Annotated in this window: 21 protein-coding genes; 8 read left to right on the forward strand and 13 right to left on the reverse strand. The window is 70.3% G+C overall.

Features of this window, described 5'->3' with window-relative positions:
* Positions 1–47: 47 nt before the first annotated feature.
* The 4 genes from CRP56_RS11285 to CRP56_RS11300 all read right to left on the reverse strand — a co-directional run bounded on the left by CRP56_RS11285 (position 48) and on the right by CRP56_RS11300 (position 3,981).
* Positions 48–716, reverse strand: coding sequence for an AAA family ATPase (locus CRP56_RS11285; protein ID WP_097262854.1), 669 nt, complete (start codon positions 714–716; stop codon positions 48–50).
* A gap of 34 nt (positions 717–750) precedes the next feature.
* On the reverse strand, positions 751–1,572 hold the full coding sequence (locus tag CRP56_RS11290) for an ABC transporter permease (RefSeq protein ID WP_097262856.1): 822 nt from the start codon (positions 1,570–1,572) through the stop codon (positions 751–753).
* Between the two features lie 112 nt (positions 1,573–1,684).
* Positions 1,685–2,659: an ABC transporter ATP-binding protein gene (locus CRP56_RS11295; RefSeq protein WP_097262858.1), complete on the reverse strand. Its 975-nt coding sequence runs from the start codon at positions 2,657–2,659 to the stop codon at positions 1,685–1,687.
* 107 nt (positions 2,660–2,766) lie between these two features.
* Positions 2,767–3,981: an NYN domain-containing protein gene (locus tag CRP56_RS11300; protein ID WP_097262859.1), complete on the reverse strand. Its 1,215-nt coding sequence runs from the start codon at positions 3,979–3,981 to the stop codon at positions 2,767–2,769.
* Between the two features lie 224 nt (positions 3,982–4,205).
* Between CRP56_RS11300 and CRP56_RS47515 the strand changes: the two genes are divergently transcribed.
* On the forward strand, positions 4,206–4,370 hold the full coding sequence (locus CRP56_RS47515; protein WP_097262861.1) for a hypothetical protein: 165 nt from the start codon (positions 4,206–4,208) through the stop codon (positions 4,368–4,370).
* A 111-nt stretch (positions 4,371–4,481) separates the two neighbouring features.
* On the opposite strand, the gene dnaE is transcribed toward CRP56_RS47515, so the two are convergent.
* Positions 4,482–8,021 (reverse strand): DNA polymerase III subunit alpha, encoded by a 3,540-nt coding sequence (dnaE, locus tag CRP56_RS11310; protein ID WP_097262863.1) that lies wholly within the window; start codon positions 8,019–8,021, stop codon positions 4,482–4,484.
* A 202-nt stretch (positions 8,022–8,223) separates the two neighbouring features.
* Here dnaE and CRP56_RS11315 point away from each other — a divergent pair, with 202 nt between their 5' ends.
* The 5 genes from CRP56_RS11315 to CRP56_RS11335 all read left to right on the forward strand — a co-directional run bounded on the left by CRP56_RS11315 (position 8,224) and on the right by CRP56_RS11335 (position 14,183).
* A complete protein-coding gene (locus CRP56_RS11315) occupies positions 8,224–9,549 on the forward strand; it encodes a DUF2252 domain-containing protein (RefSeq protein ID WP_097262865.1) in 1,326 nt (441 codons plus the stop codon).
* A gap of 120 nt (positions 9,550–9,669) precedes the next feature.
* The gene (locus CRP56_RS11320) at positions 9,670–10,362 is read left to right on the forward strand and encodes a hypothetical protein (RefSeq protein WP_097262867.1); all 693 of its coding nucleotides are present in this window, start codon (positions 9,670–9,672) and stop codon (positions 10,360–10,362) included.
* Positions 10,363–10,445: 83 nt separating this feature from the next.
* Positions 10,446–11,258 carry a DsbA family protein gene (locus tag CRP56_RS11325; protein WP_097262869.1) on the forward strand — a complete coding sequence of 271 codons (813 nt, stop codon included), beginning with the start codon at positions 10,446–10,448 and terminating at the stop codon, positions 11,256–11,258.
* A gap of 103 nt (positions 11,259–11,361) precedes the next feature.
* Complete coding sequence (locus CRP56_RS11330) at positions 11,362–13,020, forward strand: alkaline phosphatase D family protein (RefSeq protein ID WP_097262871.1); 1,659 nt, start codon at positions 11,362–11,364, stop codon at positions 13,018–13,020.
* Between the two features lie 206 nt (positions 13,021–13,226).
* Positions 13,227–14,183 (forward strand): zinc metalloprotease, encoded by a 957-nt coding sequence (locus CRP56_RS11335; RefSeq protein WP_373559636.1) that lies wholly within the window; start codon positions 13,227–13,229, stop codon positions 14,181–14,183.
* A gap of 1 nt (position 14,184) precedes the next feature.
* Here the strand turns inward: CRP56_RS11335 and CRP56_RS11340 are convergent, their stop codons facing one another.
* Entirely contained in the window at positions 14,185–14,754 is a 570-nt protein-coding gene (locus CRP56_RS11340) for a dienelactone hydrolase family protein (RefSeq protein ID WP_097273931.1), read from the reverse strand.
* A gap of 107 nt (positions 14,755–14,861) precedes the next feature.
* Between CRP56_RS11340 and CRP56_RS11345 the strand changes: the two genes are divergently transcribed.
* On the forward strand, positions 14,862–15,977 hold the full coding sequence (locus CRP56_RS11345; protein WP_097262875.1) for a mechanosensitive ion channel family protein: 1,116 nt from the start codon (positions 14,862–14,864) through the stop codon (positions 15,975–15,977).
* A 19-nt stretch (positions 15,978–15,996) separates the two neighbouring features.
* On the opposite strand, the gene CRP56_RS11350 is transcribed toward CRP56_RS11345, so the two are convergent.
* From CRP56_RS11350 to CRP56_RS11375, 6 genes are all read right to left on the reverse strand, one after another.
* Positions 15,997–16,737, reverse strand: coding sequence for an SDR family NAD(P)-dependent oxidoreductase (locus CRP56_RS11350; RefSeq protein WP_097262877.1), 741 nt, complete (start codon positions 16,735–16,737; stop codon positions 15,997–15,999).
* Between the two features lie 69 nt (positions 16,738–16,806).
* The gene (locus CRP56_RS11355) at positions 16,807–18,393 is read right to left on the reverse strand and encodes a Na+/H+ antiporter (RefSeq protein WP_097262879.1); all 1,587 of its coding nucleotides are present in this window, start codon (positions 18,391–18,393) and stop codon (positions 16,807–16,809) included.
* A gap of 73 nt (positions 18,394–18,466) precedes the next feature.
* The gene (locus CRP56_RS11360; protein WP_097262882.1) at positions 18,467–18,937 is read right to left on the reverse strand and encodes a GNAT family N-acetyltransferase; all 471 of its coding nucleotides are present in this window, start codon (positions 18,935–18,937) and stop codon (positions 18,467–18,469) included.
* Positions 18,934–19,878, reverse strand: a complete 945-nt coding sequence (locus CRP56_RS11365; protein WP_097262884.1) for an RluA family pseudouridine synthase — start codon at positions 19,876–19,878, stop codon at positions 18,934–18,936. The genes CRP56_RS11360 and CRP56_RS11365 overlap by 4 nt, the downstream gene beginning before the upstream one ends.
* A 43-nt stretch (positions 19,879–19,921) precedes the next feature.
* Positions 19,922–20,518 (reverse strand): signal peptidase II, encoded by a 597-nt coding sequence (lspA, locus tag CRP56_RS11370; RefSeq protein ID WP_097262886.1) that lies wholly within the window; start codon positions 20,516–20,518, stop codon positions 19,922–19,924.
* 61 nt (positions 20,519–20,579) lie between these two features.
* Positions 20,580–21,569 carry a TraR/DksA family transcriptional regulator gene (locus tag CRP56_RS11375; protein WP_097262888.1) on the reverse strand — a complete coding sequence of 330 codons (990 nt, stop codon included), beginning with the start codon at positions 21,567–21,569 and terminating at the stop codon, positions 20,580–20,582.
* A 591-nt stretch (positions 21,570–22,160) separates the two neighbouring features.
* Here CRP56_RS11375 and ileS point away from each other — a divergent pair.
* Entirely contained in the window at positions 22,161–25,298 is a 3,138-nt protein-coding gene (ileS, locus tag CRP56_RS11385) for an isoleucine--tRNA ligase (protein WP_097262890.1), read from the forward strand.
* A gap of 197 nt (positions 25,299–25,495) precedes the next feature.
* Here ileS and CRP56_RS11390 read toward each other — a convergent pair whose 3' ends face one another.
* Positions 25,496–26,701: a DivIVA domain-containing protein gene (locus CRP56_RS11390; protein ID WP_097262892.1), complete on the reverse strand. Its 1,206-nt coding sequence runs from the start codon at positions 26,699–26,701 to the stop codon at positions 25,496–25,498.
* Positions 26,702–26,736: the final 35 nt, after the last annotated feature.

Raw genomic sequence — 26,736 nt, forward strand, 5'->3', positions numbered from 1 at the left:
AGCGAGACCCACCCCCGCCCAAGCCCCCGCCCAGGGCACCTCACGAGCTACGCCGAGGGCTTCGCCCCGTAAGGCCCCGCCCCATACACCGGCAGCTCAGGATCCCGCGGCCCGAACAACCCCGTGAGCCCCAGGTGCACCAACAGCGCCCCCAACGACCACGCCAGCAACGCCCCCTTCGCCCCGAGCTTCAGCGGCGCCGAGAACGTCACCCCCCTGCCCACGGACTTCGCATGGGCCAGCACATCCTGCGCGGGCCCGAGCCACACCCCGACCCGCCACGCCAGCAGCGACCCGAGCAGCCCCCCGACCCCGAGCGCCACCACCAACGGCACACCCCCACGCCGCCGCAGCAGGAACACGACGACCGCGCTCACGACTCCGAACGCCAGCCCGAGCAGCGCGAACGTGCCGTCGACGCCGACCGCCTGCTCGCCCTCGGTGTCCTTGACGTAGACGATCCAGCGCTTCTCGACGATGTCCCCGACCAGCGGCACATGCGGCGCCAGCCACCACCACAGCACACCCAGCAGCAGCCCACCGAGCGCCACCGCCACCGTGATCACGGCGGCTTCCCGCAGTTCGGTCTTCATTCCGGGGCCGTCCTGTTCGTACAGGCTTCCGGGCCCACCGGCACCGTACGGCGGCGGTGCCTGCCAGGCCTGGTGCGGAGAGGGGTCGCTCGGCGGCGGCGGAGGAGTCAGCGGTGCGGTCACCCTGACATCGTGCCAGGCCCGCCTGTGCGGCGCGTCACCGGACGGCCGCTCGACGGTAGGCCCAGGTGGCGACGCCGAGGGAAACGACCCCGACCGCCGCGCAGACGGCCAGGTCACCGAGGACGAACGCCCAGTCGGGATGCGGTCCGAAGGTCCGCGCGAAGGCTTCGACGCCGTATGTCGAGGGCAGCAGGTCCCGCAGGAACCGCACCCCCTCCGGCATCCGGTCGGCCGGCAGGACGCCCAGCAGCAGCGCCGCGGACATGCCCAACTGGCCGAGCACGGTCGCCAGTTCCGGCCGCGGCGCGAGCAGCCCGAAGGCCGCCCCGAGCCCGGCGAGCGCGGCCCCGGCGAGCGGGATCACGGCGACGAGCACCCACAGATGCGCCATCGGCAGCCCGAACAGCACGCACCCGAGCACCGCGGTCACCACGGTTCCCGGGACGGTGAAGGAGGCGTACGCCCCCGCCGCGCCCAGCACCACCGCGGCGGGCGGCACCGGCAGCGTCGCGTAGTGGTCGAGGCCGCCGCTCGCCCGCAGCTGCCCGAAGTACTGGGCGAGCAGGTTGAGCGCGACGAACGCCACGACGAGCACCGCGGAGCCCGCGACCACGGCCTGTGCCTCGGCCCCGCCGTCGACGACCCCGCGCATCAGGATCATGATCCCGACGGACTGGAAGGTCGCCACGAACAGCAGCGGGATGCGCGCGACCCGGGCCCGGGACAGCTGGGCCCGGTACACGGCGACGAGCGCCGGCCACAGCCGCGCACGCGGCCCGAGCTCGGCCGCGTCCCGGTCCGTCTCCTCGACGGCCAGGGCGCCGCCCGGCAGCACCTCGGCGGGTACGACACTCACGTGGCGCTGCTCCCTTTCACCCACGGGGTCACCGATACGTTCGCCCTGTTCCGTCTCCGTACGGATGCTACGGCCCGCTCGCTCAAGCCTGACTCAAGAGCCTTCAAAGCGTTCACGCCTTCACCAGCCCCTGCCGCGCCGCCCCGCCGAGCGCCAGGTACACGTCCTCCAGGCTGGGCGTGGCGAGCGTGAAGTCGTCGAGGGCGGCGAAGGCGGCGCCGCCGGTGACGGTGGCGACGACCGCGCGGGCCTCCTCGGGGGCGAGCCGGAGCGTCCAGCGGCGTCCGGTCTCGACGGCCCGGTCGTGCAGCGCGGCGACCTCGGGGACGTGCAGCGGCGCGGCCTCGCGCCACACCAGGTCGACCCGGACCTCCCCGGCGACCTGCTCCTTGAGCCCGACGGGGGTGTCACAGGCGATCACCCGGCCGCGGTCGAGGACCGCGACCCGGTCGAGGACGGTCTCGGCCTCGATGACGTTGTGGGTGACGAGCAGGACGGTCGTGCCGCGCTCGGCCCGGCGCCGGTCCACGGCCGCCCACACGGCCCGCCGCGCCACCGGGTCCATGCCGGTGGTCGGTTCGTCGAGCACCAGCAGCGGCCGCTCCCCGACCAGCGCGGCGGCGAAGCACGCCAGCCGCCGCTGACCGCCGGACAGCTTCTTGATCGCCCGCCCGGCGATGGGCGCGAGCCCCAGTTCGTCGAGTACGGCGTCCCGCTCGGCCCTGGCCGCACGCGCCTCCAGGCCGCGCAGCCGTCCGGTGGTCTCGGCGGCGAGGGAGACGGTGAGCTCGTCGAGGGCGGTGGACTCCTGGCCGAGGTAGGCGAGGATGCGCGCGGCCCGCTCCGGGTGGCGCACGATGTCGTGCCCGAGGATCTCGACGGTGCCGCTGTCGGGCCGCATCAGGCCGGTCAGCTGGCGTACGAGGGTGGACTTGCCGGCGCCGTTCGGCCCGAGCAGCCCGAAGATCTCACCGCGGCGGATGTCGAGTCGTACGTCGTCGGTGGCCCGCACCTCGGGCGTCGCGGGAACCCCGCGCCTGCCCCGTACCGCGGGATAGGTCTTGGTCAGTCCGCGCACCGCGCACACGACATCGTCGCCATGCCGAAGTGCCTGTCCCGCGCGCGTACTCACAAGGGACGAGCCTACGGGGTCGGGAAGCTCCGCTCCCCCTTGGGGGCGGGGTATGTGCCGTTTCACTCCCCCGCGGGCGCGTGCTCCGCGGCCGTGCGGACGTCGATCTCGCGCCAGAACCCGGCCCTGATGGCGTACCGGTCGTGCTCGTCGATCTGGTCGTCCTTGTGGGCGAGCAGTCCGAAGCGGGCGGCGTAGCGCAGCAGTTCCCCGTCGATGCGGTGCGGGATGCGCGGGTACATCCCGGACAGCTTCTGGAGGTGGCTCTGGTCGCCCAAGCGCTCCATCCAGCGTCGGGCGAAGACCTGCCCCACCTCGTAGGGGTCGCCTCCGACGGTCGTGATGTCCTCCTCCCGGTCGGCCCAGCGCTGCTCGGCGGTGGTGAGCTGGGCGAGCGTCGGCATCGAGGCGACCTCGGGCGGTTCGGCGGCGCCCCCGGGCCGGTCGACCCAGCCCTTGTCGGAGGACCAGCGCAGGGTGGCGTTGGCGGGGTGCTGCGGCTGGACGCCCGGGGCGCGCAGGGCGGCGAGGTCCTTGGGGGTGGGCACGCCCTTGGGCGCGGGCACCCGCTCCTGGGTGCCGTTCTCGGACGGGGCGGCGGGGGTGTGCTCGCCCTCCTCGGCGGTGCGCTCGGCGGCCGCGGCGAGCGCGGACTCGGGCAGCGGGGCGGAGAGGATCGCGGCGATCTCGGGCCGGGGCGCGGGCGGCGGCGCGCAGATCCCGCCGAGTTCCTTGGCCCGGACGGCCTTGGTGATCCACGTACGGTCCAGGACGCGGCGTTCGTCGGCCTCGGCGACCAGGTCCTCGGACTGGTTGTAGTCGCCGTCGGCGGCCTGCACGGCCCACAGGTGGACGGCGACGCCGTGCTCCTTGGCGGCCATCATGCCCGGCAGCAGGTCGCCGTCGCCGGTGACGAGGACGATGTCGGAGCAGGCGCGGTTGCGGGCCAGTTCGGTGAGCTCGGCGTGCATGGCGGCGTCGACGCCCTTCTGGGCCCAGCGTCCGTCGCTGCGGGTCAGGGCGCCGAGCCGGACGGTGACCCGGGGCATCACGCGCAGCCGGCGGTGTTCGGGCTGGGGGACGCGGTCGGGGGCGCCGTCGAACCAGTAGATGCGCAGCAACGGCCGCTCGGTGTCCGACTCGGCGCGGTCGCGCAGGCCCTGGATGAGGGCGGGGTGGTCGACGGTGATCCGGGATCGGGAAGGTTCCCCGGCAAGGAGGGAGGCGGCCGCCCCCAGCAGATAGCCGGCGTCCACCAGGACGATGCAGCGGTCCACGCGACTCACCCTCTTCCCGGGAGGTTTGCTTCGGGCTTCCTTCGAGTCTGCCCGACCGCGCGGAGGTTAACGGCCGGAACTCGATCTTCGGCGTGGCGTTTCGGGGCATCACCGGACGACAACCCCTGTCACACACGGTAATTATCCGAAATGCGTTCTTTGTCAGCCTATGTGAATCTGGTCGCGGCCCTGGCCCCTAGATCCCCCTCAGGAGGCAGATCACCATGGCCAAGAACAAGAACCGTGAACGTAAGCAGCCGCAGTCCGAGCGTGGTCAGCAGCAGGCCCAGCAGCACTCGATGGAGGCGCAGGCCGAGCAGCGCATGACCCAGGTGACTCCGGGTGACATGGCCCGCAAGGGCAAGCAGAAGCGCTTCGGTCACAACTGACATCTGCATAACGGGTCAAGACCTACGGGTTGTTGAGACCTGCGGGTTGTTGAGACCCAGGCACACAGAGAGGGCGCATCCGGTTCCCGGACGCGCCCTCTCGACGTACGGCTAACCCGCCAGACAGGACGGGCCGAGCAGCACCTTCAGGTCACCGAAGAGCGCCGGGTCCGGCTTCACCCGGTGCCGGTCCAGGCGCAGGACCGTGGTCTTGGTCGGGCCCTGGAGCTTGATCCGGACCTCGCTCTCGCCCTTGTGGTGGCTGAGGATCTCGCCGAGGCGGCTGACCATCGGCGGGGTGACCCGGGTCGCCGGGATGGTGAGGACCACCGGGGCGTTGGTGCCCGCGTTGGACAGGTCGGGGACCTGGAGCTCCATGGCGACCAGGCGCGGGACGTCCTCGCGCTTGTCGAGGCGGCCCTTGACGAACACCACGGCGTCCTCGACGAGTTGGGTCGACACCAGCTGGTAGGTGGCTGGGAAGAACATGCACTCGATGGAGCCGGCGAGGTCCTCGACGGTGGCGATCGCCCAGGCGTTGCCCTGCTTGGTCATCTTGCGCTGCAGGCCCGAGATGATGCCGCCGATGGTGACGACCGCGCCGTCCGCGTGCTCACCTCCGGTGAGCTGGGCGATGCCCGCGTCGGCCTTGTCGGACAGCACGTGCTCCAGGCCGAAGAGCGGGTGGTCGGAGACGTACAGACCGAGCATCTCCCGTTCCTGGGCGAGCAGATAGGTCTTGTCCCACTCGTCGGTGGTGAACTCGACGTCGAGTCCGAAGCCGGGTTCGCTGCTCTCCTCCTCGCCCATGCCGCCGAAGAGGTCGAACTGGCCCTCGGCCTCCTTGCGCTTGACCGCGACCACGTTGTCGATCATCGGCTCGAAGTGCGCGGTGAGGCCCTTGCGGGTGTGGCCGAGGGTGTCGAAGGCGCCCGCCTTGATCAGCGACTCGGTGGTGCGCTTGTTGCAGGCGACGGCCTCGACCTTGTCGAGGTAGTCGGGGAAAGAGGCGTACTTCCCCTTGGCCTTGCGGCTCTTGATGATCGACTCGACCACGTTGGTGCCGACGTTGCGCACGGCCTCCAGGCCGAAGAGGATCACGTCGTCGCCCTGGGCGGCGAAGTTGTGCACCGACTCGTTGACGTTCGGCGGGAGCACCTTGATGCCCATGCGGCGGCACTCGTTGAGGTAGACGGCCGACTTGTCCTTGTCGTCCTTGACGGAGGTCAGCAGCGCGGCCATGTACTCGGCGGGGTGGTTGGCCTTGAGGTAGGCCGTCCAGTACGAGACCAGGCCGTACGCGGCGGAGTGCGCCTTGTTGAAGGCGTAGCCGGCGAAGGGGACCAGCACGTCCCACAGGGCCTGGATCGCCTCGTCGCTGTAGCCGTTCTTCTTGGCGCCCGCCTGGAAGATGGTGAAGTTCTTCGCCAGTTCGTCGGGCTTCTTCTTGCCCATCACGCGGCGGAGGATGTCGGCCTCGCCGAGCGAGTAGCCGGCGATGATCTGGGCGGCCTTCTGCACCTGCTCCTGGTAGACGATCAGGCCGTAGGTGACGTCCAGGACCTCCCTGAGGGGCTCTTCGAGCTCCTTGTGGATCGGGGTGATCTCCTGGAGCTTGTTCTTGCGCAACGCGTAGTTGGTGTGCGAGTCCATGCCCATCGGGCCCGGGCGGTACAGGGCCGACACGGCGGAGATGTCTTCGAAGTTGTCGGGCTTCATCAGACGCAGCAGCGAGCGCATGGGGCCGCCGTCGAACTGGAAGACGCCGAGGGTCTCACCGCGCTGGAGCAGTTCGAAGGTCTTGGGGTCGTCCAGCGGGAGGCTCAGCAGCTCCAGGTCGATGCCCTTGTTGGACTTCACCATCTTGACGGCGTCGTCCATGATCGTCAGGTTGCGCAGGCCAAGGAAGTCCATCTTCAGCAGGCCGAGCGACTCACAGCTCGGGTAGTCCCACTGCGTGATGGTCACGCCGTCGGTGTGGCGCACCCAGACGGGCACGTGCTCGGTGATGGTCTCGCTGGACATGATCACGCCGGCGGCGTGCACGCCCATCTGCCGGACCAGGCCCTCGACGCCCTTGGCGGTGTCGATGACCTTCTTCACGTCCGGTTCGTTCTCGTACATCCCGCGGACCTCGCCGGCCTCCGAGTAGCGCGGGTGCGAGGGGTCGGTGATGCCGTTGAGGTCGATGCCCTTGCCGAGGACGTCGGCGGGCATGGCCTTGGTGATGCGGTCGCCCATCGCGTACGGGTAGCCCAGCACGCGCGCGGAGTCCTTGATCGCGTTCTTGGCCTTGATCTTGCCGTAGGTGCCGATCATGGCGACCTTGTCGGCGCCGTATTTCTCGGTCACGTACCTGATGACCTCGACGCGCCTGCGCTCGTCGAAGTCGATGTCGACGTCGGGCATCGAGATGCGCTCGGGGTTGAGGAACCGCTCGAAGATCAGGCCGTGCGGGATCGGGTCGAGGTCGGTGATGCCCATGGCGTAGGCGACGATCGAACCGGCCGCGGAGCCTCGGCCGGGGCCGACCGCGATGCCGTTGTTCTTGGCCCACATGATGAAGTCGGCGACGACGAGGAAGTAGCCGGGGAAGCCCATCGAGATGATGACGTCCATCTCGTAGTCCGCCTGCTTCTGGCGGTCCTCGGGGATGCCGCCCGGGTAGCGGCGCTCCATGCCGCGGCGGACCTCCTCCTTGAACCAGGTGACCTCGGTGTAGCCCTCGGGGATGTCGAACTTCGGCATGAGGTTCTTGGCCTCGAACATGCCGGCGGTGTCGACCTGCTCGGCGACCAGGAGGGTGTTGCGGCAGCCCTCCTGCCAGGCGTCGGAGGAGTCGATGGCGTACATCTCGTCCGTGGACTTCAGGTAGTAGCCGGTGCCGTCGAACTTGAAGCGGTCCGGGTCGGAGAGGTTCTTGCCGGTCTGGATGCAGAGCAGGGCGTCGTGGGCCGTCGCCTCGTGCGCGTACGTGTAGTGCGAGTCGTTCGTCACCAGGGGCGGGATGCCGAGCTTCTTGCCGATGTCGAGGAGGCCGTCGCGGACCCGGCGCTCGATCTCGATGCCGTGGTCCATCAGCTCCAGGAAGTAACGGTCCTTGCCGAAGATGTCCTGGTACTCGGCGGCCGACTTCAGGGCCTCGTCGTACTGGCCGAGGCGCAGCCGGGTCTGGAGCTCGCCGGAGGGGCAGCCGGTCGAGGCGATGAGGCCCTCGGACCACTGGGAGATGGTCTCCTTGTCCATCCGGGGCCACTTCTGCAGCCAGCCCTCGGCGTAGGCGTCCGAGGAGAGCCGGAAGAGGTTGTGCAGACCCGTCGCGTTCGCCGCCCAGATCGTCTTGTGGGTGTAACCGCCGGAACCGGAGACGTCGTCCCGCTTCTGGTGCGGCTGGCCCCACTGGATCTTGCGCTTGTTGCGCCGGGACTCGGGGGCGACATAGGCCTCGATGCCGATGATCGGCGTGACCCCGGCCTTCTTCGCGGAGTGGAAGAAGTCGTACGCCCCATGGAGGTTGCCGTGGTCCGACATGGCGATATGGGTCATGCCCATCTCATTGCACGCGTCGAACATGTCCTTCAGCCGCGCGGCACCGTCCAGCAGGGAGTACTGGGTGTGGACGTGCAGGTGCGTGAACGGCGGCTTCGACACGGTTTGGCCTCCTGGGAAACCCTCGGCGACAGGCTGGCGGACAGTTCGGGGGACAGCGTCGAAGTCTATGCCTCGGGACTGACACTCCGGGGGCCGCCCCGCGTACCTTCACAGCGAGGGTTCTCGCGGGCACTTTCGCGCGGGCCCACCCGTTGAGACGACAGAAACGCTGTCGTACACATGCACCAGGAGGCACCCCGCGATGTCGGTACCGCAGCTCAACGCCGAGCCTCGCGGCGAGGAGATCCTCGCCGTCTTCGACACCGCCTTCGGCGAGCTCCTGGCCGCCGACCCGGCAGCGTTCCGCGTGAAGTTCCGCAAGATGGCGGCCTCGGCGTTCGCGTTCTACCGGGGCACGGCGTGCCTCTTCTACCACGACCTCGACGCCGAGAAGCGCGGCGGCCCGTACCTCGACGAGCGCACGTCGCGCGTGTGGATCCACGGCGACCTGCACGCCGAGAACTTCGGCACGTACATGGACGCCACGGGCCGGCTGATCTTCAACGTCAACGACTTCGACGAGGCGTACGTCGGCCCCTTCACGTGGGACCTCAAGCGCTTCTCCGCCTCGATCGCCCTGATCGGCTACGCGAAGGCGCTCAGCGACGAGCAGATCACCGAGCTGGTGCGCGTCTACGCGGCCGCGTACCGCGAGCGCATCCACGCCCTGGCGACCGGCGCCAAGAGCGACGAGGTGCCGCCGTTCACGCTGGACACCGCCGAGGGCCCGCTCCTGGACGCGCTGCGCGACGCCCGCGCGCTGACCCGCTTCGGACTGCTGGACTCGATGACCGAGATCCGGGACTTCGAGCGCCGGTTCGCCCCGGGCGGCGGCTCCATCGAGCTGGACGCGGCCACGCGGTACAAGGTGCTGGCCGCCTTCGACGGCTACCTGGAGACCCTGCCGGAGACCTCGCTGGCCCGCCCGGACTCGTACCGCGTGAAGGACGTCGTCGGCCGCCGCGGCATCGGGATCGGCTCGGCGGGACTCCCGTCGTACAACATCCTCCTGGAGGGCCACAGCGACGCGTTGGAGAACGACGTCGTGATCTACATCAAGCAGGCCCAGACCCCGGCCGTCTCCCGGCACATCACCGACCCGGCGATCCGCGGCTACTTCCAGCACGAGGGCCACCGCACGGTCCTCTCCCAGCGCGCCCTGCAGCAGCACGCCGACCCGTGGCTGGGCTGGACCGAGCTGGACGGCGCGGGGCAGCTCGTCGCCGAGGTCTCGCCGTACGCGGTGGACCTCGACTGGGGTGACATCGACGACACGGAGGAGATCGCGGCGGTCGTCGCCGACCTCGGCCGGGCCACGGCGACCATGCACGGGGCGGCGGACGACCAGTCCGGCGAGTCCCTGGTGCCGTTCTCCACCGAGCGGGCCATCGACGCGGCGATCGCGGCGGACGAGGAGGGCTTCGGCGAGCTCCTGGTCTCCTTCGCGCACGACTACGGCGCACGCGCGCGTGCCGACCACCAGATCTTCGTGGACCTGTTCCGCAACGGCCGGATTCCGGGGCTGTGACGGAAGGCCTGTGACGGAAGGCCTGTGACGGAAACCGCACGGATGTCGATAACGATAGGGGCGCTCACAGGGACCTTTTAGGGGTCCCTTACAGGGGCGCGTGACACACTCTCTGTCGCTATGGACATATCCGGGACCCAGCTACGAGCGCTCCGCGCGGCGCTGTTCACGGCACTCGTCGTGACGCTCAGCACCGCGTCGCACGTACTGCTGTCCCGCGCCCCGCTCCCGCTGAACACGGTGGCCCTGGTCGCGGTCGCCGTGTTCGCCGTGGCGTACGCCCTGGCCGGCCGGGAGCGGAGCTTCGGGCGGATCGCCGCCCTGCTGGTCCCGCTGGAGCTGGCCGCGGACACGGTCCTCACCACCGGGCAGCACGTCTGCTACGGCGCCGCGGGCGGCCCTGTCGCGGGGCCGCTGCGCTCGGTCGGCTGGGACGTGTTCTGCGGCGACGGCACCAGCGTCGGCAGCCCCCTGGCCCGGGTCACGGGCGCCGACACCGACCGGCTCGCGAGCGTCCTCGCCCACGCCGATCCGCAGGCCGCCTGGCTGCTGCTCGGCGCGCACATCGGCGTCGGCCTGCTGGCCGCCGCCTGGCTGCGCCGCGGCGAGCGGGCGCTGGCCCAGCTGCTGCGGGCGGTGGCGGCGACGACGTTCCGCCCGCTCCTGCTCGCGGTCGCCGCGGTGGCGGTACGACGGACCCCGGCGCCCCGCGTCCCGCGGCGCCCCCGTCGTCGTACGACCGTCGCCCGCGACCGGCTTCTCGTGCACTCCCTGGGACGGCGTGGACCGCCCTGCTCGGCCGCTCTCGTCTGAACGACCACGCACAGCACCGAGCATCACCACCCCCTTTTACGTATCCGCACCCACGTGTGCGCGTCCCCTTACGGAGATCCCCCATGAGCAAGCGGAACAGCCAGTCGGCGAAGACGGCGGCGCGCGAGCGCCTGCGTCAGGAACGCGAGCGCCAGGCCAAGCGCGACAAGATCAAGCGGCAGGTCATCGTCGCCTGCTCCATAGTCGGCGTCCTCGCGATAGCCGGCGGCATCGGCTACGCCGTCGTCCAGGGCAACAAGCCCGGCTACTGGGAAGACGCCAAGAACGACAAGCTGGTCAAGCCGGCCAACACCACCGGCGCGAGCGGCACGACCGTCGTCATCGGCAAGAGCAGCGCCAAGAAGACCCTCGTCATGTACGAGGACCCGCGCTGCCCGGTCTGCGCCCAGTTCGAGCAGACGGTCGGCCCGACGGTCAAGAAGGACCTCGACGCCGGCAAGTTCAAGATCCAGTACGTCGGCGCCACCTTCCTGGACGACAAGCTGACCGGCGAGGGCTCCAAGAACGCCCTCAGCGCGCTCGGCGCCGCGCTCAACGTCAGCCCCGAGGCCTTCCTCGAGTACAAGACCGCGATGTACACGACGAAGTGGCACCCCGCGGAGACCGACGACAAGTTCAAGGACGACGCCTACCTCATCAAGATCGCCAACACGGTCGACGCCCTGAAGAACAACAAGCAGTTCCAGAAGGACGTGAAGGACGGCACCTACGACAAGTGGGCGCTGGAGGAGGCCAAGGTCTTCGACAAGGACGGCATCGGCGGCACCCCGACCCTGAAGATGGACGGCAAGACCCTGACCGGCTCCGACGGCGAGAACGCGCCGATGACGGTGGCCGAGTTCAACACCGCGCTGGAGGCGGCTCTGAAGGCCTGATCCAGGTCTGATCCCTGCCTGACCCAGGCCTTCGGTCAAAGAGCGGGCGAACTTTCACCGGTTCGCCCGCTCTCGTTCATACCGATCAGTAACCTGATCGGTCGTGACCAGTAGACACAGAGCATCCGAGCGCCTCAACTCCCTGGCGCCGCGCCGCCGTACGGTCGTGAAGGCCGCCGCCGCCACCGCGGGCGCCGCCCTCGTCGCGGCCCCCTTCCCCGCCGGCGCCGCCGACGAGGCCCCCGCCTTCCTGCACGGCGTCGCCTCCGGCGACCCGCTGCCCGACGGCATCCTGCTGTGGACCCGGGTGACCCCCGTGGCCGCGGCGATACCCGGCTCCGGGCTCGGCCCGGACACCGAGGTGAGCTGGATCGTCGCCACGGACAAGGCGTTCACGAACATCGTCGCCAAGGGCTCCGTCACCGCGACCGCCGCCTCCGACCACACCGTCAAGGCCGACGTCCGCGGCCTCGCCCCCGCCACGACCTACTGGTTCCGCTTCTCCGCGGGCGGCACCGACTCCCCGGCGGCGCGCACCCGCACCGCGCCGGCGGCGGACGCGGCCGTGTCCAACCTCCGCTTCGGCGTGGTCTCCTGTGCCAACTGGGAGGCCGGCTACTTCGCCCCGTACCGCCATCTCGCCACCCGCGGCGACCTGGACGCCTGGCTGCATCTGGGCGACTACATCTACGAGTACGGCACCGGCGAGTACGGCACGCGCGACACCGTCGTACGGCAGCACGCACCGACCCACGAGATCCTCACCCTCGCCGACTACCGGGTGCGGCACGGCAAGTACAAGACCGACGCCGACCTCCAGGCGCTGCACGCGGTGGCTCCGGTCGTCGCGATCTGGGACGACCACGAGTTCGCCAACGACGCCTGGTCGGGCGGGGCGGAGAACCACACCGAGGGCACGGAGGGCACCTGGGCCGCACGCCAGGCGGCCGCCAAGCAGGCGTACTTCGAGTGGATGCCGGTGCGCCCGGCGATCGCGGGGACGACCTACCGGCGGCTGCGCTTCGGCAAGCTGGTCGATCTGTCCCTGCTGGACCTGCGGTCCTTCCGCTCGCAGCAGGTGTCCGTCGGCAACGGCTCGGTCGACGACCCGGACCGCACCCTCACCGGGCGGGCCCAACTGGACTGGCTGAAGGCGGGGTTGAAGTCCTCCGACACCACCTGGCGGCTGGTCGGCAACTCGGTGATGATCTCGCCGTTCGCGATCGGCTCGCTCTCCGCGGACCTGCTCAAGCCGCTCGCCAAGCTGCTCGGACTGCCGCAGGAGGGTCTCGCCCTCAACACCGACCAGTGGGACGGCTACACGGACGACCGCCGTGAACTCCTGGCCCACCTGCGCTCGAACGCGATTCGCAACACCGTGTTCCTGACCGGTGACATCCATATGGCGTGGGCCAACGACGTGCCGGTGGACGCCGGTACGTATCCGCTGTCGGCCTCGGCCGCGACCGAGTTCGTCGTCACCTCGGTGACCTCCGACAACCTCGACGACCTCGTGAAGGTCCCCGAGGGCACGGTCTCCGCGCTCGCCGCGCCGATCATCAAGGCCGCCAACCGGCATGTCCACTGGGTCGACACCGACCGCCACGGCTACGGCGTCCTGGACATCACCGCCGACCGCGCGCAGATGGACTACTACGTCGTCTCCGACAAGACGAAGGCCAACGCGACCTCGTCCTGGGCCCGTTCGTACCGCACGAAGTCCGGCACCCAGAAGGTCGAGCGGACGTACGACCCCGTGTAGTCAGGTTCTGGCCAACGGCGAGGAGCGCGGCCCGTGTTCGTATACGGCCGCGCTCCTCGCCCGGTCAGAAGGTGATCGGAAGGCATTTACAGGCTGGGCATGTACACGTAATCTCCGGGCGGCGGCCAGGAAGACCCCTGCGACCGCTCTCCCCAACGCATCCGCTAGGAGTCAGAATGCGTGCGCTTGCCCGGATATCCCCCACTATGCGCAGACGCCTTCTCGGCACGGCCGTTGTGGCCGGAACCCTGCTGCTCACTCCCGTGTCGGCGCCCACCGGACTCGCGGCGGCCCAGACTCCGACCGCCGACTGCGCCGACACGGACACCCACGCGGCGGCCCGCGAGGCCCGCCCGGGCAACGGCAAGCACGCCGCCGAGCCCAACGAGGTCACCGCCGCCAAGGCCCAGGCGATGAACGCCGACCTCAAGGCCAAGCTCGCCAAGCTGCCCAAGTCCGGCAGCCGCAGCCTCGCCGCCGCGTCCTCCACCACCATCCCGGTGTACTTCCACGTCATCCACGACGGCGCCACCGGCAACCTCAGCTCCGCCGCCATCACCGCCCAGATCAACGTCCTGAACGCCGCCTACGCCGGCCAGGGCACCGGAAACGTCGACTCCGGCTACCAGTTCACGCTGGCCGGCACCGACTACACCGACAACGCGGCCTGGTACAACGTCGGTTCCGGCTCGGCGGAGGAGAAGGCGATGAAGACCGCCCTGCGCAAGGGCGGCGCGAACGCGCTCAACATCTACACCGCCAACCTCGGCGACGGCCTCCTCGGCTGGGCCACCTTCCCCAGCTCGTACAAGTCCAGCCCGGCCATGGACGGTGTCGTCATCCTCGACACGTCCCTGCCCGGCGGCTCGGCGACCAACTACAACGAGGGCGACACCGCCACCCACGAGGTCGGCCACTGGATGGGGCTGTACCACACCTTCCAGGGCGGCTGCAGCGGCAACGGCGACTACGTCAGCGACACCCCGGCCGAGAAGAGCGCCGCCTTCGAGTGCCCGACCGGCCGCGACAGCTGCACCAACAAGACCGGCGTGGACCCGATCCACAACTTCATGGACTACACGTACGACAGCTGCATGTACCAGTTCACCGCGGGCCAGGTGACGCGCATGCAGCAGAGCTTCGCGGCCTACCGCGCCGGCTGACCTAGAGCGAGTCGAGGAAGCCGAGCGCCACCCGCCAGGTGGCCTCGGCGGCCTCCTCGTCGTAGTCGGGCAGGTCGGGGTCGGTGTAGAGGTGACCGGCCCCGGCGTACCGATAGATCTCCACGTCGGCTCCCGCGCGGCCCATCTGGAGATACCAGGAGCTCAGCCAGTCGTCCGTCTCGAACTGGTCCGGCTCGGCGACATGCAGCTGGACCGGCAGCTCGTCCACGGTGGCGTTGGCCGCGATGTCCGAGGTGCCGTGCAGGAGCAGCAGCCCGCGTGCCTTGTCGTCGCCGAGGGCGAGGGTCTGCGCTACGGAGGCGCCGAACGAGAACCCGGCGTACACCAGGCCCCGCTCCGAGTAGGGCGCGGCGGCCAGCACGGCCCGCTTGAGCAGCTCGTCCTTGCCGACGCCCTCCTTGAACTCCATGCCTTCCTCGACCGTCTCGAACGTGCGCCCCTCGAAGAGGTCCGGTGTCCAGACCTGGTGTCCGGCGGCGCGCAGCCGGTCGGCGGCCTGGCGGACGGCGGGCCGCAGACCGTAGGTCGAGTGAAAGAGCATGATGTTCATGAGGCCATGGTGCCAGCCGGGTACGACAGCGGCGGCGCGCGCCCGTACCCATATCTCCGCGGAAGTCACATGTTCATGACCCCGTGGTGCCGGTTAGGTTCGGGGTCATGGAGAACGTACTCCGACCGTTGATCGTCATCGGTGGCTCGGTCCTGCTCACGCTGGTCATCGGCTGGGCCACGGACCTGCTGCTGCGCAAGGCCGACGCACGGCACAGCGAGACCCCGCTGTGGGGTCTGCTGCGCCGCGGCCGCATCCCCTACCAGCTGGTGCTCTGCGCCGCGATGCTCAGAGGGGCCTACGACGAGGCCCAGGTGCTGCGCGAGCACCGAGTGGGCATCGGGCAGACCCTCACGCTCGTGCTGATCGGGTCGGCGGCCTGGCTGGTGATCCGGATCGCGGCGGCGGTCGTCGAGACGTCGTACAGCAGGTACGCGCGCATGCACCGGGACCCGGCCCGGGTCCGCCGGGTGCGCACCCAGGTGACGCTGATCATGCGGGTCGTCGCCGCGATCGTCGGTGTGGTGGCGGTGGCGGCGATGCTGCTGACGTTCCCGGCGATGCGCGCGGCCGGTGCCTCGCTGCTGGCCTCGGCCGGCATCCTCGGCATCGTCGCCGGTGTCGCCGCCCAGTCCACGCTGAGCAACATGTTCGCGGGGCTGCAGATCGCGTTCGGCGACATGGTGCGCATAGGGGACACGGTCGTGGTGGACGGCGAGTGGGGCACGGTCGAGGAGATCACGCTGACCTTCCTGACGGTCCGGACCTGGGACGAACGCCGGATCACCATGCCGGTGTCGTACTTCACCTCGAAGCCGTTCGAGAACTGGTCGCGCGGCGGGGCCCAGATGACCGGCATCGTCTACTGGCACCTCGACCACTCGGCGCCGATGGACGCGATGCGCGAGAAGCTCCGCGACATCCTGCGCGAGTGCCCGGCGTGGGACGGCCGTGCCTGCGATCTGACGGTCACGGACTCGACGCCGAACACCATGCAGGTGCGGGCCCTGGTGACCGCCAAGGACGCCGACGACATCTGGAAGGTACGGGTGACGGTCCGCGAGCAGATGATCCGCTGGCTGACCGACCACCACCCGTACGCCCTCCCCCGCGTCAACACGGCCGACTCGGCTCAGCCCCCGGGCAGAAACGGCGCCCGCCCGTCCGCCTCTCCGGACGGCGCGCCCCGCAGGGTCCACGAGCCCCCGCGGCAGAGCCGCTGACGGTCCCAGAGAAAACCGCTCAACGCCCCCGCTCGGCGCCCCCGTTGACCTGCACGATCTGTGAGGTGACGTGTCCGGCGCCGGGCGAGGCCAGCCAGTGCAGGGTCTCGGCGACGTCCCCCGGGGTCCCGGCCCGACCGTTCGCGGTGTCGTTGATGAGCCGCTCCCGACGGGCGGGGTCGATGGCGCCGCCGAAGAACTCGGTGTCCTCGATGTAGCCGGGCGCGACGACGTTCACGGTGACGCCCCGCGGCCCGAGATCCCGGGCCAGGTCGTGGGCGTAGGGATGCAGCCCCGCCTTGGCGGCCCCGTACGCCCCGCTCCCGGACCCCCGGTAGGCGGCAATGGAACTGACGAACAGCACGCGTCCGCCGGGCGAGGCGAGCCGGTCCTTGAGGGCCTCGGTGAGCAGCGCGGCGGTCAGCAGATTGAGCCGGAAGTTGACGGTCCAGTTGTGCGCGACGGCGTCCAGCGGATCGTCTCCGGCGGCGGGCGGTTCGAGCTGCCCGGTGCCGCCGGCACTGTGGACGAGCACGTCCACTGCCCCCAGCTCCCGCCTCACGAACTCGGCGACCCCGCGCACCTCCGCCGTGTCGCTGAGATCGGCGGCGTACGTCAGCGCCCCGGGCACCCCGGCCTCCTCCAGCACTTCCTTCCGCCGCCCGAGCAGCAGCACCCGATCGCCGTCCGCCGCGAAGACACGGGCCGCAGCGAGCCCGATCCCCGTACCGCCACCACTGATCACCACGTTGCGAGCCATGGCTCCACCCTAAAAAAGGGCTGTGTCTCCCGTCACCCGGGTTCACACGAAGGCCATACGACTGTCGGATCACCGCAGACTGCGCACGTCCAGATGCCGCAGCACCCGGTCCACCACTTCCGGATCCGCCCCCGGCTCACTCCGCGCCGCCAGTACCTCGTGCCGCGCCGCGCTCAGCATCTCCCCCTGGATCCGCCGCACCCGCTTCAGCCGCTTCGCCCGCTGCTGGTGCGCCTCCCGGCGCTCCTCGTCCCCCATGTCCGGACTGATCCGCACCCCGATGTCGAAGGCCCGCCGCAACATCTGCTCGGACAGCTCCTCCGGCAGCTCCTCGACGTCCTCGATCTCCTTCAGCCGCCGCTTGGCCGCCCTGGCCGCCCGGATGGCGAGGGTCTTCTCGAACTCCTTCTCCCGCTCGGTGTCGGCCTTCACCCCGAGCCGCTTCACCAGCCACGGCAGGGTCAGCCCCTGGAGCACCAGCGTCGCCATGATGACCCCGAAGGCGATGAACACGATCTCGTCCCGGTCGGGAAAGGCGCCCCCGTCGTCGGTCTTCAGCGGAATCGCCAGCGCCAAGGCCACGGACGCCACGCCCCGCATCCCCGACCACCACATGACGACGGTCTCCCGCCAGGTCATCGGGATCTCCTCGGCGTAGTCCTGCCGGGCGTGCAGCCGCTTGGCGACCCAGGTCGCGGGCAGCAGCCACAACAGGCGGACGAGGACGACGACCGCGACGATCGCGGCCGCCCAGCCGAGCATCTCGCCCCACCGCCCGGACGCGGTGCGGATCGCGTTGTGCAGTTCGAGCCCGATCAGCCCGAAGGCCACCCCGGTGACGAGCGTGTCGACGATGTCCCAGAAGGTGTGCCCGGCGAGCCGGGTGAGCACGTCGTCGGCGTCGGTGCCGTACTCGGCGAGGAACAGGGCGGTGGTGAGCACGGCGAGCACCCCGGACCCGTGCAGCTCCTCGGCGAGCACGTAGGAGGCGTACGGCACGAGGAGGGTCAGCCCGATCTGGAGGGTCGCGTCGCCGAGCAGGTCCATCAGCTTGTTCGCGCCCCAGCCCAGGGCGATGCCCATGACGACGGCGACGACCGCGGAGAGGACCAGCTCGAACGCGGCCTCCCCGACGTGGAAGGAACCGCTGACGGCCGCGGCGATCGCCACGTGGTACAGCACGATGGCCGTGACGTCGTTGAAGAGCCCCTCGCCCTCCAGGATCGACACCAGCCGCCGCGGCAGCCCCAGTTGCCCGGCGACGGCGGTCGCCGCGACCGGGTCGGGCGGCGCGACCAGCGCGCCGAGCGCCACGGCCGCGGCGATCGGCAGCCCCGGCACGATCGCCTGGGCGACGGCGGCCACACACAGGGTGGTGACGAACACCAGCGCCACGGCGAGCAGCAGGATCGGCCGTACGTTGGCCGCGAACTGCCGCCAGGAGGTGCGCCGCACGGCCGCGTAGAGCAGCGGCGGCAGCAGGAGCGGCAGGATCAGCTCCGGCTCGATCTCGACGTTCGGCACGAAGTCCAGCAGCGCGAGGACGATCCCGAGCAGGGTCATCAGGACGGGCGCCGGCAGCTTCAGCCGCTCCCCCACCGGGACGCTCACCACGGCCCCGAGCAACAACGCGAACAGCAGGGCCAATTGATCCACGGTCAGGCTCCGGCGGGTCGGACGAGCAGGTATCTCCAGCTGTCCAGCCTGCCATGACGGCCGCCGCGATCAGTTACAGCGCGCGCCGCATCCCCTGGTGCGGGATCCCCGCCTCCAGGTACTCCGGCCCGTAGGCCTCGTACCCGAGCCGCTCGTAGAACCCCAGCGCGTGCGTCTGCGCGTGCAGATCCACCGCCGCGAGCCCCCGCGCGCGTGCCGCGTCCTCGATGGCCCGTACGAGCGCCACGCCGACGCCGAGACCGCGCGCCTCCTCGGCCACCGCGAGCCGCCCGAGCGAGCCCAGGGTGAGATCACCGCCGACCTTCTCTGCGGCCTGTGCGCCATGCAGCAGCCGTCCGGTGCCCAGCGCCACCCCGTCGTCCCGCACGGCCAGCACATGCACCGCGACGGCGTCGTACGCGTCGTACTCCAGGTCCTCCGGAACGCCCTGCTCGACGACGAAGACCTGCTTGCGCACGGCGAAGCACATCTCCCGGTCGGCGGGGTCCTCGGCGACCCGCACGGCGTACGCCGGACCGCTCACGCGTACGTCTCCTCGCGGACCTGGTCCAGGGCCTGCTGGAGGTCCTCCGGGTAGTCGCTCTCGAACTCGACCCACTGCCCGTCCCCGGGGTGCTCGAAGCCGAGGCGGACCGCGTGCAGCCACTGGCGGGTCAGGCGCAGCCGCTTGGCGAGGGTCGGGTCGGCGCCGTAGGTGAGGTCGCCGACGCAGGGGTGGCGGTGGGCGGCCATGTGGACGCGGATCTGGTGGGTGCGGCCCGTCTCCAGCTTCACGTCGAGCAGGGAGGCCGCGCGGAACGCCTCGATGAGGTCGTAGTGCGTGACCGACGGCTTGCCCTCGGCGGTGACCGCCCACTTGTAGTCGTGGTTCGGGTGGCGGCCGATGGGGGCGTCGATGGTGCCGCTCGTGGGGTCCGGGTGGCCCTGGACAAGGGTGTGGTAGCGCTTGTCGACCGTGCGCTCCTTGAACTGGCGCTTCAGCGACGTGTACGCGTACTCGGACTTGGCGACCACCATCAGGCCGGAGGTGCCCACGTCGAGGCGGTGCACGATGCCCTGGCGCTCGGCGGCGCCGGAGGTCGAGATGCGGTACCCGGCGGCGGCGAGGCCGCCGATGACGGTCGGGCCGGTCCAGCCGGGCGACGGATGGGCGGCGACCCCGACGGGCTTGACGATGACGACCACATCGTCGTCGTCATGGATGATCTCCATGCCCTCGACCGGCTCGGCGACGATCTGCACGGGCGCGGGCGCGCCGGGCATCTCGACCTCCAGCCAGGCGCCGCCGTGCACCCGCTCGGACTTGCCGACCACGGACCCGTCGACCTGGACCTTGCCCGCCGCCGCCAGCTCGGCCGCCTTGGTGCGGGAGAAGCCGAATATGCGAGAGATGGCGGCGTCGACGCGCTCGCCCTCCAGGCCGTCCGGCACGGGCAGGGTTCGGATCTCGGGAATCGTGCTCACCCGTCGAGTATGCCGGACGGGTCGGACAGTCCCGACCGCGCGCTCAGTCCTTGTGGACGGTGCCGTCCGGGTCGAGGCCCTTGAAGGACAGCAGCACGATCAGGATGCCGCCGCACACGATCGCCGAGTCGGCGAGGTTGAACACCGCGAAGTGCTTCGGCGCGATGAAGTCGACGACCGCGCCCTCGAAGATGCCGGGCGTGCGGAAGATCCGGTCGGTGAGGTTGCCGAGCGCACCGCCGAGGAGCAGGCCGAGCGCGATCGCCCAGGGCAGGCTGTAGAGCTTGCGGGCGAGGCGGGCGATGACCACGATCACGGCCGCCGCGATCACCGTGAAGATCACGGTGAAGGCCTCGCCGAAGCCGAACGCGGCGCCAGCGTTGCGGATCGCCTCGAACTTCAGCCAGTCCCCGATGATCTCGATCGGCGCGTGGTGCTCCAGCTTGGCCACCACGAGCAGCTTGCTGCCGAGGTCGAGGAGGTACGCGAAGGTGGCGACGGCGAACAGCACGGCGATCCGGCGCTTGCCCCTGGCCTGGGGGATCTCCCCGACGCCCGGCTGCCCGGCTGCCCGCTCCGGCTCGGCCCCGTCCCCCTCAGGGGTGTCCGGCGTACCGATCATGCGCTCCGCTTCGGTCACGTGAGTCCCTCAACCTAGGTACCTGACTGAGGACGAGGGTACGGCACGCCCGGGTGGACCCTCAGTACCGGCGTTCCTGCTTCTGCTTGCACTCCACGCACAGGGTCGCGCGCGGGAACGCCTGCATACGCGCCTTGCCGATCGGGTTGCCGCAGTTCTCGCACAGACCGTAGGTACCGGCGTCGAGACGGTCCAGGGCCCGCTCGGTCTGTTCGAGCATCTCGCGCGCGTTGGCCGCGAGGGCCATCTCGTGCTCGCGCGTGATGTTCTTGGTGCCGGTGTCGGCCTGGTCGTCGCCCGCGCCGTCCCCGGAGTCCCGCATCAGACCCACGAGGGACTCCTCGGACGTGGTGATCTCGGCGCGCAGCCGCAGCGCCTCGGACTGGAGCTCGGTGCGCGCCTCCGCGACCTCCTCCGGGGTCCAGGGGTCCTCGCCGGGGCGGACCGCGAGTTCGCCCGGCTCCGCCGCGGCGAGGCGTGCCTTGGGGACGGCCGTCTTCGCCGCCGTGGCCGTGCCAGGAGTCTTCTTCGCAACCACCGTCGTGGCTCCCGTCTGCTTCGCGGCCTGCGCCGCGCTCGCCTTCTTGGCCGTCTTCCCGGCGGTGCTCTCGCCGGTCGCGGTCTTCGTGGAGGTGCTTTTCGTGGTCTTCGAGGTGGTGCTCTTCGTGCTCTTCGTGGTCTTCGAGGCGGCGGTCTTCTTGGCGGCCGTCTTCTTCGCCGCCGACTTCTTGGCAGCCGTTGTCTCCTTGGCAGCTGCCGTCTCCTTGGCAGCCGTCGCCTTCTTGGCGGCCGTCTTCTTCACGGCCGCCTCCGCCGCCGGCTCCGCGGTCTTCTTGGCGGCGGCCTTCTTCGTGACGGCCTTCTTCGCCGCCGCCTTCCTGCTCCCGGCCGCCGCCCCGGGTCTTTCGGGACCCTCCGCCGCCTTCTCGGCCGCCTTCTTCGCCGCCGCCCCCACGGCCTTCTTCCCACCCACATCCTTGGCCGCACCGCCGGAGGCATGTGTGGACCTGCCCGACGCCGACTTCTGATCGGCGGTCTTCTTCGCCACCATGGCCGCGGCCCCTTCACATATTGTGATCTTGCACGCGAATCGTGCTGGGACGATAAATCGACTTGAGTCCCGCGGCAACGGGGCGCACCGCCCGATTCGCCCGCCTCGCGCAGGGAGCACGCCAGGCATGCAAGCGTTGTGCCCAGCTCCCCGCCCGGTAATCCGCCGGACCGAGCGTCCCGGAATCCGAACACGCGTACCGCTCCATTCGGGTCACCCCGGCGCCCGCGACGACCGCGCCCCGGAGGCCGGGAAAACCGGTCGGCCGCTGTCCTCGCGGCGCCGTACACTGGGCGGAGCGAAAAGCGTGGATGGGGACGAGTAGCGACGTACGCAGCCCAGAGCGACCCGGGGACGGTGGAAGCCCGGGGGCGAGCGCGACGTGAAGATCACCCCGGAGCCGCCGGAAGAACGCCCTGGAGGGCCAGTAGACCCGGCATCGCGACCCCAATGAGGGGGCTCACCGGTGCGTTCGGCGCACAGGGGAGCCAAGGAGGGTGGTACCGCGGGAGCGCGCCGAAGACGGCGCAGGAAATGACGTAGCTCTCGTCCCTCCGGACGGAAGGCAGCAAGTCCGCCGGAGGAAGACTGATGACGCAGTACCGCCAGGTGCCCGCCCAGGTCGATCTGCCCGCGCTCGAGCACGCGGTGCTCGACTTCTGGCGCGAGCAGAAGATCTTCGCCAAGTCCTTGGAGCAGTCCGAGGGCCGCCCCGAGTGGGTGTTCTACGAGGGCCCGCCCACCGCCAACGGCATGCCCGGGGCCCACCACATCGAGGCGCGGGTCTTCAAGGACGTCTTCCCCCGCTTCCGCACCATGCGCGGCTACCACGTGGCCCGCAAGGCCGGCTGGGACTGCCACGGCCTGCCGGTCGAGCTCGCGGTGGAGAAGGAGCTCGGCTTCAGCGGCAAGCCGGACATCGAGAAGTACGGCATCGCCGAGTTCAACGCCAAGTGCCGCGAGTCGGTGACCCGCCACACCGACGCCTTCACCGAGCTGACGACCCGCATGGGCTACTGGGTCGACCTCGACGACGCCTACCGCACGATGGACCCCGAGTACATCGAGTCGGTCTGGTGGTCGCTGAAGACGATCTTCGACAAGGGCCTGCTGGTCCAGGACCACCGCGTCGCCCCCTGGTGCCCCCGCTGCGGCACCGGCCTGTCGGACCACGAGCTGGCGCAGGGCTACGAGACGGTCGTCGACCCGTCCGTGTACGTCCGTTTCCCGCTCACCTCCGGTCCGCTCGCCGGCGAGGCCGCGCTCCTGGTCTGGACGACGACCCCCTGGACGCTGGTCTCCAACACGGCCGTCGCCGCGCACCCCGACGTCACCTACGTCGTCGCGACCAACGGCGAGGAGAAGCTCGTCGTCGCCGAGCCGCTCGTCGGCAAGGCGCTCGGCGAGGGCTGGGAGACCACCGGCCAGTCCTTCACGGGCGCCGAGATGGAGCGCTGGACGTATCAACGTCCGTTCGAGCTCGTGGAGTTCCCGGAGCCCGCCCACTACGTGGTGAACGCCGAGTACGTCACGACCGAGGACGGCACGGGTCTGGTCCACCAGTCCCCCGCCTTCGGTGAGGACGACCTCAAGGTCTGCCGCGCCTACGGCCTCCCGGTCGTGAACCCGGTCCGCCCCGACGGCACCTTCGAGGAGGACGTCCCACTGGTCGGCGGCGTCTTCTTCAAGAAAGCGGACGAGAAGCTCACGGAAGACCTCCACGACCGCGGCCTCCTCTTCAAGCACATCCCGTACGAGCACAGCTACCCGCACTGCTGGCGCTGCCACACCGCGCTCCTCTACTACGCGCAGCCGTCCTGGTACATCCGCACCACGGCCATCAAGGACCGCCTCCTCCAGGAGAACGAGAACACCAACTGGTTCCCGGACACGGTCAAGCACGGCCGGTACGGCGACTGGCTGAACAACAACATCGACTGGGCGCTGTCCCGCAACCGCTACTGGGGCACCCCGCTGCCGATCTGGCGCTGCGAGGACGACCACCTGACCGTCGTCGGCTCCCGCGCGGAGCTCACCGAGCTGACCGGCACCGACCAGTCGGACCTCGACCCGCACCGCCCGTTCATCGACGACGTCACCTTCGCCTGCCCCAACGACGCCTGCGGCAAGACGGCCACGCGCGTGCCGGAGGTCATCGACGCCTGGTACGACTCGGGTTCGATGCCGTTCGCGCAGTGGGGCTACCCGTACAAGAACAAGGAGCTCTTCGAGAGCCGCTACCCGGCGCAGTTCATCTCGGAGGCCATCGACCAGACCCGCGGCTGGTTCTACACGCTGATGGCGGTCGGCACCCTGGTCTTCGACAAGTCGTCCTACGAGAACGTCGTCTGCCTCGGCCACATCCTCGCCGAGGACGGCCGGAAGATGTCCAAGCACCTGGGCAACATCCTGCAGCCGATCCCGCTGATGGACCAGCACGGCGCCGACGCGGTCCGCTGGTTCATGGCGGCCGGCGGCTCCCCGTGGGCGGCCCGCCGCGTGGGCCACGGCACGATCCAGGAGGTGGTGAGGAAGACCCTCCTCACCTACTGGAACACGGTCGCCTTCCAGGCCCTGTACGCCCGTACGTCCAACTGGGCGCCGTCTGCGGCCGATCCGGCCCCGGCCGACCGCCCGGTCCTGGACCGCTGGCTGCTGTCCGAACTCCACGCGCTCACCGACCAGGTGACGCAGGCTCTGGAGGCCTACGACACCCAGCGCGCCGGCAAGCTGCTCTCGGCGTTCGTCGACGACCTGTCCAACTGGTACGTCCGCCGCTCGCGTCGCCGCTTCTGGCAGGGCGACAAGGCCGCGCTGCGCACGCTGCACGAGGTCGTGGAGACGGTCACCAAGCTGATGGCCCCGCTGACCCCGTTCATCACCGAGCGGGTCTGGCAGGACCTGGTCGTCCCGGTCACGCCGGGCGCCCCGGAATCCGTCCACCTGTCCACCTGGCCGGAGGCGGACCTGTCCGCCATCGACCCGGAGCTGTCGCGGCAGATGGTCCTCGTCCGGCGCCTGGTCGAGCTGGGCCGTGCCACGCGCGCGGAGTCGGGCGTCAAGACACGTCAGCCGCTGCGGCGCGCGCTGGTCGCGGTGTCGGGCTTCGACACCCTGAACCCCGAACTGCACTCGCAGATCACGGAAGAGCTGAACGTCGAGTCGCTGGCGTCCCTCTCCGAGGTCGGCGGCAGCCTGGTCGACACCACCGCCAAGGCCAACTTCCGTGCCCTGGGCAAGCGGTTCGGCAAGCGCGTCCAGGACGTGGCGAAGGCGGTCGCGAACGCGGATGCCGCGGCCCTGTCCCTGGCCCTGCGCGAGGGCACGGCGTCGGTCGAGGTCGACGGCGAGACGATCACGCTGGCTCCCGACGAGGTCATCATCACGGAGACCCCGCGCGAGGGCTGGTCGGTGGCGTCCGACTCCGGTGCGACGGTCGCCCTGGACCTGGAGATCACGGAGGAGCTGAAGCAGGCGGGCCTGGCCCGTGACGCGATCCGCCTGATCCAGGAGGCCCGCAAGAACAGCGGCCTGGACGTGGCCGACCGCATCGCCCTGCGCTGGACGTCCACGGACCCGGCGGTGAACGCGGCCCTGACCGAACACGCGGGCCTGATCGCCGACGAGGTCCTGTCGACGGACTTCGCCCAGGGCGAGGCGGACGACACCTACGGCGAGCCGTTCACGGACGAGGGCCTGTCCCTGACGTTCCGCCTGCGCAAGGCATAACAAGGGCACGGCCTGAGAGGGCCCGGTCTCCCCGTCTGGGAGACCGGGCCTTTGCCATGCCTCCGCCGTGCTAAGGCTGAGCCCCCGCCTCAGCCCCACCCCCCGAGATCAACCCGCGTAAAAGGGGCGAGCCCCGGACCGAAGTCCAGGGCTCGCCCCTTTGAACGCTGCCGACGCCTAAGGCGTACTACAACTCGTCAGTTGTCGTCCTCGTCGATCAGGAACCCACGCATCGGCGAGGGAGCCTGCCCCATCGGCGACGGACCCTGCGGCCGGACCGGAGCCATCGGCTGGGTCATCGCGGGCGACATCTGCTGCTGACCGCCGTAGGACGGAGCGGCCGGCGCCGGAGCACCGCCCATGCCGCCCGGGTTCCCACCGTACGACGGGGCGCTCGCACCGGCCGGAGCCATCGAGGGCGCCGGGGACGGCGGAAGCGACGCGGTCGCCGGGGTACGCGGCGGAGCCAGCGAGTCGTCTGCCTGGGTCTCCAGCTGACGCAGCTGCGACTCCAGGTAGGACTTCAGGCGGGTGCGGTACTCGCGCTCGAAGCCGCGCAGATCCTCGACCTTGCGCTCCAGCGTGGCGCGGGCGGACTCCAGGGAGCCCATCGCGACGCGGTGCTTCTCCTGCGCGTCCCGCTCCAGGGCGTCGGCCTTGGCACGGGCGTCACGCTCGAGACCCTCGGCACGCGAACGCGCCTCGCCCACGATCTTGTTGGCCTCGGAACGGGCCTCGGCGATCGCCTGGTCGGCGGTCTGCTGGGCCAGCGAGAGGACACGGGCGGCGCTGTCGCCACCGGGGCCCTGACCGGGGCCGCCCATCGGACCGCCCATGGGGCCGCCCATCGGGCCACCCATCTGCTGCTGCATGGGCGGCTGACCACCCATGGGGCCCTGACCCATCGGACCCTGACCCATCGGACCCTGGCCCATCGGACCGGGACCCTGCGGGCCACCCTGCCCACTGGGACCGGCGGGCAGCTGCGGCGCACCGCTCGGCAGCTGGGGCGGGCCACCCATGGGGCCGCCCATCTGCTGCTGCGGCGGGCCAGATATGCCGGCCGGCACCGGGCCGCCGGGTCCTCGCATGCCCTGCTGCGGCATCCCTTGCTGCGGCATCCCCTGCTGGGGCATGCCCTGCTGAGGCATACCCTGCTGCTGGTCCTGCGGACCGGGACCGCCGGGACCCTCCGGAGGCTTGCGCATGTTCTGCTGGTTCTGCGCAGCAGCGCGCGTGGCCGCGGCCAGCTTGGCCCGCAGGTCCTCGTTCTCGCGGAGCAGGCGGGTCAGTTCGGCTTCGACCTCATCGAGGAAGGCATCGACCTCGTCCTCGTCATAGCCTTCTCGGAGGCGGACGGTCGTGAACTGCTTGTTCCGCACGTCCTCGGGGGTCAACGGCATCTCTTCACCTCAACGTAGTCGTCGGCATCGGCAAG

The organism is Streptomyces sp. TLI_55 (genome assembly GCF_900206255.1).
Classification (GTDB): domain Bacteria; phylum Actinomycetota; class Actinomycetes; order Streptomycetales; family Streptomycetaceae; genus Streptomyces; species Streptomyces aquilus.

Coding starts and splice junctions, on each gene's coding strand:
- CRP56_RS11350 (WP_097262877.1), bottom strand. CDS start 16,737: ATGGCTCGCAACGTGGTGATCAGTGGTGGCGGTACGGGGATCGGGCTC.
- CRP56_RS47515 (WP_097262861.1), top strand. CDS start 4,206: ATGGCCAAGAACAAGAACCGTGAACGTAAGCAGCCGCAGTCCGAGCGT.
- CRP56_RS11345 (WP_097262875.1), top strand. CDS start 14,862: ATGGAGAACGTACTCCGACCGTTGATCGTCATCGGTGGCTCGGTCCTG.
- CRP56_RS11390 (WP_097262892.1), bottom strand. CDS start 26,701: ATGCCGTTGACCCCCGAGGACGTGCGGAACAAGCAGTTCACGACCGTC.
- CRP56_RS11325 (WP_097262869.1), top strand. CDS start 10,446: ATGAGCAAGCGGAACAGCCAGTCGGCGAAGACGGCGGCGCGCGAGCGC.
- ileS (WP_097262890.1), top strand. CDS start 22,161: ATGACGCAGTACCGCCAGGTGCCCGCCCAGGTCGATCTGCCCGCGCTC.
- CRP56_RS11335 (WP_373559636.1), top strand. CDS start 13,227: ATGCGCAGACGCCTTCTCGGCACGGCCGTTGTGGCCGGAACCCTGCTG.
- CRP56_RS11315 (WP_097262865.1), top strand. CDS start 8,224: ATGTCGGTACCGCAGCTCAACGCCGAGCCTCGCGGCGAGGAGATCCTC.
- CRP56_RS11320 (WP_097262867.1), top strand. CDS start 9,670: ATGGACATATCCGGGACCCAGCTACGAGCGCTCCGCGCGGCGCTGTTC.
- CRP56_RS11340 (WP_097273931.1), bottom strand. CDS start 14,754: ATGAACATCATGCTCTTTCACTCGACCTACGGTCTGCGGCCCGCCGTC.
- CRP56_RS11375 (WP_097262888.1), bottom strand. CDS start 21,569: ATGGTGGCGAAGAAGACCGCCGATCAGAAGTCGGCGTCGGGCAGGTCC.